The organism is Corynebacterium sp. HMSC074A09 (genome assembly GCF_001811545.1).
Taxonomy (GTDB): Bacteria; Actinomycetota; Actinomycetes; order Mycobacteriales; family Mycobacteriaceae; genus Corynebacterium; species Corynebacterium hiratae.
Window position 1 is genome coordinate 1 of record NZ_KV805151.1, and the last position, 359, is coordinate 359.

Sequence of the window (359 nt, forward strand, 5' to 3'; positions counted from 1 at the left end):
GTACCAAGGTCTGCTTTCCGGCCACAGCCAAACGTTGACGGGGGGATCTTAGTGATCCGCCGGGTGGGTGACCCGAAGATTCCGATAGAGCAGCGCAAAGCCTTTCAGGCGATGGTGCACACCGTTTTCACTGCCCGGGGACGCGGGATAGGGGAAATTCTCCGAAGGGCAGGGTTGTTTTCATCACGTTCAGAAACACAATCATGGTTGCGCTCGCGAGGAATCGACCCCGCGACCCTACCTCCCAGATTGCACACCAGCGACTGGATCGATCTCTTCCAGGTGACTGGTTCCTCTCTACCTCACCATCGGCCCATTTCACCATCGGGAAGTAGTCAACGACCTCCTCAACGGAAAAA

General features: G+C 56.5%; 1 protein-coding gene. It reads left to right on the forward strand.

The features are described 5' to 3' along the window. On the forward strand, positions 1 to 359 hold a 359-nt coding region (locus HMPREF2807_RS07240), incomplete at both ends, for an rRNA adenine N-6-methyltransferase family protein (protein ID WP_304439991.1).